The organism is Shinella sp. M27 (assembly GCF_049199905.1).
Lineage (GTDB): Bacteria > Pseudomonadota > Alphaproteobacteria > Rhizobiales > Rhizobiaceae > Shinella.
In genome coordinates, this window is the sequence record NZ_JBLZPK010000022.1 from 1 (window position 1) to 5,371 (window position 5,371).

The following is a 5,371-nucleotide window of genomic DNA, read 5'->3' on the forward strand; positions in this document are numbered from 1 at the left end:
GCCCGCAACGTTAAATATTGCCGCTTCGCGGCCACCCCCCTCTGTCACCTTCGGCGACATCTCCCCCACAAGGGGGGAGATTAGAGGGAGTATGCCGTGCCGATTGCGTTAGCGGCCGCCGATCACGCCGATATAGTCGGAGACCCAGCGGTGATAGGGCACGCATTCGCCCTGGCTTTCGCACTTCGAAACCGGCGTGCGCCAGAAGGCGATTTTGTCGAAATTGTCGAAGCCGTTGGTCGCGCAACCGCCGTCGGTCAGCAGCGCATTGCCCTTGCAGGCGGCCGGAACCGAGGGAACCGCGCCGAACCAAGCGGCGGCATCGCCCTGCACCTTGGCGGACAGCGAGTGTTCCATCCACATATAGGCGCAGTTCGGATGCTGGCTTTCCGCGTGCAGCATGGTCGTATCCGACCAGCCGGTGACGCCCTCTTCCGGGAAGGTCGAGGCGATCGGCTGCTTTTCGGCCTGCATCAGGTTGACCTGGAACGGCCAGGAGCCCGAGGCGACGACGCCTTCGTTCTTGAAGTCGTCGATCTGGATCATCGCATCGTGCCAGTAGCGGCCGACGAGCGTGCGCTGGACGCGCAAGAGATCGAGGGCGGCCTTGTACTGGTCTTCGTTGAGTTCGTAGGGGTTCTTGATGCCGAGTTCCGGCTTGTGCGCCATCAGATACTGGGCGGCATCGGCGATGTGGATCGGGCCGTCATAGGCCTGCACGCGGCCCTTGTTGGACTTGCCGTCGGGCAGCGTCATTTCCTCGAAGACGACCTTCCAGCTCTTCGGCGCTTCGCCCTTGAAGGCTTCGGTGTTGTACATCAGCACGTTCGGTCCCCAGAGATAGGGCGTGCCGTAGTGAACGCCGTTGACCGTGTGCCACGGCGCGCTCTGCAAGCGCTCGTCGATGGTCTTCCAGCTCGGGATGAGGTCGGTATTGATCGGCTGGACGCGCTTGCCGGCAACGAGGCGGAGCGACGCATCGCCCGAGGCGGTGACGAGGTCGAAGCCGCCTTCGTTCATCAGCGCGACCATTTCGTCCGAGGTCGCGGCGGTCTTCACGGTGACCTTGCAGCTCGTCTTCTTCTCGAAATCGGTGACCCAGTCATAGGCCTTGTCCGTCTCGCCGCGCTCGATATAGCCGGCCCAGGCGACGATGGACACTTCGCCTTCGCCGGCGCCCAGCTCCTTCAGAGGCTCCTGTGCGATGGCGGCGGTGGTGAAGGCGAGCGAAAGGGTAAGCGCGGTGCAGGAATGCAGAAGTCGCTTCATGACAGTCTCCCGGTTTGGCCGCTTTTGAGCGGTATTGTTCCCGTTTGAAAAGGTGCCGCGATTTTGCCGCTTTCGCAAATTCATTAATCAGAATGTCGCTATCGGAAATTCCGAATGCTCTATGAAGCGGGCGACCTTAATCGTCTGTAAAGCAGCCATGGAGGAAGCTCTCGCTTTACACGATAGGGAGCAGGCGACGATGGGCCGGCCGGAACACATTGCCAGTCTCGATGGCTTGCGCGGCCTTGCGGCGGTGCTGGTCGTCATGGCGCATATCGGCCTCGTCTTTCCCAGCATGGCCGCGCTCCATCTTCCCATCATGGGCAGCGAGGCCGTCGGTCTGTTCTTCGCCCTGAGCGGTTTCCTGATGGCCTATCTCTATGGCGGGCAACCGGTGACGCGCGCCGCCGTGCTCGACTTTCTCGTCAGCCGCTTTGCCCGCATCTATCCTGTCTATCTCGCCGCCGTCGTCGTCGTGATGATCCTCTCCGTCGCGCCGGGTCTCGACTACATCCAGCCGATCCAGGGCATGAAGGATTTTGTCCGGCATGTCTTGCTGCTCGGCTCGAGCGGCGTCTTCTGGTCGGTGCCGCCGGAAATCCAGTTCTATCTCTTTTTCCCCGTGCTCTGGCTTTGCCTCGGCCAGCCGCGCCGGTTTCCGGCTCTGATCGCCGTCCTGATGGCGTTCGTCGCCATCGATGGCCTGCTCGGCCTGCCGGGGCCGGGTATCCTGCTTCCCTCGAAGCTGCCCTATTTCCTGTTCGGCGCCGTCGCCGGCCGCCTGCATGCGCTCTGGGGGCCGGCTTCCCGGTCGCCGCTCATCGGGGTGCTGGCGCTTGCGCTGCCGATCGTGTTCATGAGCTATCGTTACGTCCTGCCGGCAGTCGATCCCGGTTTCTGGGGCGTGCACAGCGCGTTTGCCTCAGCCGTCATCGTCGCGCTCGTCGCCTGGCAGGCGCCGCTCTCGGCGAGAATCTTCGCCTCCGCGCCGCTTCGTTTTCTCGGCGCGATCAGCTTCTCGCTCTATCTCTTCCACGTGCCGGCGATGTTTCTTGCGCGGCACACGCTGAGCGGCCTGCTTCCAGAGCCGCTGGTCATTCCGCTGACATTCGTCATCGCGGGTCTCGCCGCATGGTTCCTGCATGTGACGATCGAAGTGCCGGCGCGGCAATGGCTGGTCGGCCTGTGGCGCAAGAGCGGGCTGCGCAGCGGCCTGATCGATAGGCCCGCCGGGAAAATCGAGGCTTCGGCGTCTAGCTAAGGCGGATCGTCAGCGCCCGCGCCCGCCGCGCAGCGCTTCCGCCAGTCCCACGAAATCCCGCGCCGCCTGCGGCAGGCTGGACCCCTTGCGCCAGACCATGCCGATCTGCACCACCGGCAGCGCGCCGGAGACGTCGCGGCTTTCGATGCGGTCGCCTTCCAGCGACCAGGGGCGATAGACGAGATCGGGCAAGAGCGCGATACCCGCGCCCGTCGCGACCAGACTGCGCACGGCTTCCACGGAGCGCGTGCGGAAGGCGACATGCGGGCGGGCGCCAAGGGCCGAGAGCAGCTTGCCGGTGTTCTCCTCGATTTCATCGACCGTCAGCATGATCAGGGGCTCCCTGGCGATATCGCTGACGGAGATGATATCGGCCGAGACGAGTGGATGGCCGATCGGCAGCCAGAGCCGGTAGGGCGAGGTCTCGATGATCTCCGCCTGAAGCGCCATGCGGTCGCGCAGGTTCGAGATGACCATGACGGCGACATCCAGTTCGCCGCCGACGAGCAGGTGTTCGAGATAGGACCCGTTGTCCTCGATGGCGCTGACATCGATGCCGGGAAAGGCGCGGCGGTAGCGCGACAGCAGGTCCGACAGCACGTAGCCGGCGACGAGTGAGGTGACGCCGAGATTGAGCTGGCCCTTTTCCGGCGTGCGGCTGTCGGAGAATGAGGAGCGGGCATCCGACACATTGGCGAGGATTTTCGTGGCGTGGCGCAGGAACTGGTGGCCGTTATGCGTCGTCGTCAGGCCACGCGGATGGCGTTCGAAGAGTTCGACGCCGAGATCCGATTCGAGTTCCTTGATCGCCTCGGTGATCGAGGATTGCGAGATCGAGAGGTTCTGCGCGGCCCGCGTCACGGAGCCCTGTTCCGCGACGGCGACGAAATATTGCAATTGCCGAAAGGTGAATGCCATGGCGGCAGTTAATATGCCGGCGGCAGGTCAGGCAAGCGCCGAAAATTCCTTGGGAAAGCCGTTTGCAGGACAGGCGGCGGGGAAGGGCGCTGCTATGCTGCCGGGACAAGACGAGGAGCCGCCATGACCGAACGTCCCATGCCGACCGAGGAAGGCATTCTGGCTTTCCACAAGCGCTGCGAGGATTTCTACCCCGCCGATGCTGTCGATGCCGACATCACGCAGCAGCGTGCCTGGTACGATGCCCTGTGCGCCGCCTTCGATGCGCCGCCGCCGGCCGGTATGGTCAAGGAGGATGGGCTGGTGGCGGGGCGCATTCCGGTGCGGCGCTACCGGCCGGCCGCTGCCACGACGGGGACGCGGCTCTACTATATTCATGGTGGCGGGTTCGTCGTGGGGTCGCTCGATAGCCACGATGCGATCTGCGCCGAATTGTCCGAAGCGGCGGGCGCCGAACTTGTCTCCATCGATTACCGCCTGTCGCCGGAACATGTCTGGCCCGCCGCCTTCGAGGATTGCTGGGCCGTGCTGGCTGCGCTTTTCCTGGAAAACCGGCCGGTTGTCGTCATCGGCGACAGTGCCGGCGGCAATCTGGCGGCCGGTATCGTGCTGAAGGCACGCGACGAGGGTTTGAAGGGGATCGCCGGGCAGGCCTTGATCTATCCCAGTCTGGGGGGCGATCTGGTTTCAGGCTCCTATGTGGAGATGGCCGATGCACCGGGCCTTTCCACCGCCGACGTCACCTATTACCGCGATATTTACAAGGCACCGGACGACGCGGGCCACGCCTTCCCGCTGCGGGCGACAGAGCTTGCCGGTCTGCCGCCGGCCTATATCACCGGGGCCTATTTCGATCCGCTGCGCGACGATGCGCGGGCCTATGCGGCGCGGCTGATCCTGGCCGGCGTGCCGGTGGAGTATCGTGAGGAAAAGCAGATGATCCATGCCTGGCTCCGGGCCCGCTTCATGAGCGAGGGGGCAAAGGCCGGCTTTGCGGCACTGTGCGATGCCGTCAGCCGGATGGCGCGCGCATGAGCGGCGTCACCGACCTCGACGAACTGCTGAAGACGATGGAGCCGGCGTTGGCCGAGGGTCGTTTCGTCTATGCCTGCGTGCCGGCCGACGAACTGGCGAGTCACCTTTTCCGCCAGCCGATCGGCATCTTCCAGGAAGCGGAGGGGTTGACGCTGATCGTGCCCGAGGCCGCCGCCGAAGGGCTTTCCGCCAGCCCGCCGATGCGGATGATCACGCTGACCGTGCATTCCTCGCTGGAGGCGGTGGGGCTGACCGGGGCCTTCGCTGCGGCGTTGACGCGGGAGGGCATCAGCGCCAACGTGGTTGCCGCCTACCATCACGACCATATATTCGTGCCTGAGCGGGATGCGGAACGGGCACTGCATGCCCTTCGCGCACTGTCCCGTTCGGCGCGGGAAAAGGGAGAGGGACGATGAGATTTTTCCGGTTTGTAGGAGCAGTTCTGGCTCTGGGCCTTGCAACGGCGTCGCCCTCCCTATCCGTCGCCGAGGATGCGGCGCCGCCGATCCCGGCCTGTGCGCTGACTGGTGCCCAAAGCGTCTTCATCGGCGGCGCGCCGGCGCTCAGGCTGTCCGACGTGGTGAACTGCCCGCCGGAACTTTACGAGATCGTGCCGAGCATCATGATCGAGGGCCAGCCCATGGTGAAGTTCCGCAGCGGCGTGGGCGAGAAGGGCAATTGCACGGCGCGCGGTGAAGAGACCGTGATGGCCGAGGGCGAGACGACGAGCCGCGTCGGGGACGTGAACTGCACGCAGAAGTGAGTGAATGAGCGTGGCGAGCGGTTTTTGCTGAGAAGGTCGCCCCACCCTCAACGTCATCCTCGGGCTTGACCCGAGGATCCATGCCACGGGCAGGACGGTGCGGATGCGTGGATCCTCGGGTCAAG

6 protein-coding genes are annotated in these 5,371 nt (G+C 64.5%); 4 read left to right on the plus strand and 2 right to left on the minus strand.

What is annotated here, in order from left to right:
• Nucleotides 1–108: 108 nt before the first annotated feature.
• Nucleotides 109–1,269: an ABC transporter substrate-binding protein gene (locus tag ACOZK4_RS07870; protein ID WP_421591405.1), complete on the minus strand. Its 1,161-nt coding sequence runs from the start codon at nucleotides 1,267–1,269 to the stop codon at nucleotides 109–111.
• A 199-nt stretch (nucleotides 1,270–1,468) separates the two neighbouring features.
• Between ACOZK4_RS07870 and ACOZK4_RS07875 the strand changes: the two genes are divergently transcribed.
• Nucleotides 1,469–2,530, plus strand: a complete 1,062-nt coding sequence (locus ACOZK4_RS07875; RefSeq protein WP_421591406.1) for an acyltransferase family protein — start codon at nucleotides 1,469–1,471, stop codon at nucleotides 2,528–2,530.
• A gap of 9 nt (nucleotides 2,531–2,539) precedes the next feature.
• On the opposite strand, the gene ACOZK4_RS07880 is transcribed toward ACOZK4_RS07875, so the two are convergent.
• Nucleotides 2,540–3,448: a LysR family transcriptional regulator gene (locus ACOZK4_RS07880; protein ID WP_421591407.1), complete on the minus strand. Its 909-nt coding sequence runs from the start codon at nucleotides 3,446–3,448 to the stop codon at nucleotides 2,540–2,542.
• 123 nt (nucleotides 3,449–3,571) lie between these two features.
• On the opposite strand from ACOZK4_RS07880, the gene ACOZK4_RS07885 reads away from it, so the two are divergent.
• The 3 genes from ACOZK4_RS07885 to ACOZK4_RS07895 are packed head-to-tail and all read left to right on the plus strand — an operon-like array spanning nucleotide 3,572 to nucleotide 5,246.
• Nucleotides 3,572–4,483 carry an alpha/beta hydrolase gene (locus ACOZK4_RS07885; protein WP_421591408.1) on the plus strand — a complete coding sequence of 304 codons (912 nt, stop codon included), beginning with the start codon at nucleotides 3,572–3,574 and terminating at the stop codon, nucleotides 4,481–4,483.
• On the plus strand, nucleotides 4,480–4,899 hold the full coding sequence (locus tag ACOZK4_RS07890; RefSeq protein WP_421591409.1) for an ACT domain-containing protein: 420 nt from the start codon (nucleotides 4,480–4,482) through the stop codon (nucleotides 4,897–4,899). The genes ACOZK4_RS07885 and ACOZK4_RS07890 overlap by 4 nt, the downstream gene beginning before the upstream one ends.
• Nucleotides 4,896–5,246 carry a hypothetical protein gene (locus tag ACOZK4_RS07895; protein WP_421591410.1) on the plus strand — a complete coding sequence of 117 codons (351 nt, stop codon included), beginning with the start codon at nucleotides 4,896–4,898 and terminating at the stop codon, nucleotides 5,244–5,246. The genes ACOZK4_RS07890 and ACOZK4_RS07895 overlap by 4 nt, the downstream gene beginning before the upstream one ends.
• The last annotated feature ends 125 nt before the right edge of the window (nucleotides 5,247–5,371 follow it).

Excerpts from the sequence above, each read along its gene's own strand:
- ACOZK4_RS07870 (WP_421591405.1), bottom strand. The coding sequence starts at position 1,269 with ATGAAGCGACTTCTGCATTCCTGCACCGCGCTTACCCTTTCGCTCGCC.
- ACOZK4_RS07875 (WP_421591406.1), top strand. The coding sequence starts at position 1,469 with ATGGGCCGGCCGGAACACATTGCCAGTCTCGATGGCTTGCGCGGCCTT.
- ACOZK4_RS07880 (WP_421591407.1), bottom strand. The coding sequence starts at position 3,448 with ATGGCATTCACCTTTCGGCAATTGCAATATTTCGTCGCCGTCGCGGAA.
- ACOZK4_RS07885 (WP_421591408.1), top strand. The coding sequence starts at position 3,572 with ATGACCGAACGTCCCATGCCGACCGAGGAAGGCATTCTGGCTTTCCAC.
- ACOZK4_RS07890 (WP_421591409.1), top strand. The coding sequence starts at position 4,480 with ATGAGCGGCGTCACCGACCTCGACGAACTGCTGAAGACGATGGAGCCG.
- ACOZK4_RS07895 (WP_421591410.1), top strand. The coding sequence starts at position 4,896 with ATGAGATTTTTCCGGTTTGTAGGAGCAGTTCTGGCTCTGGGCCTTGCA.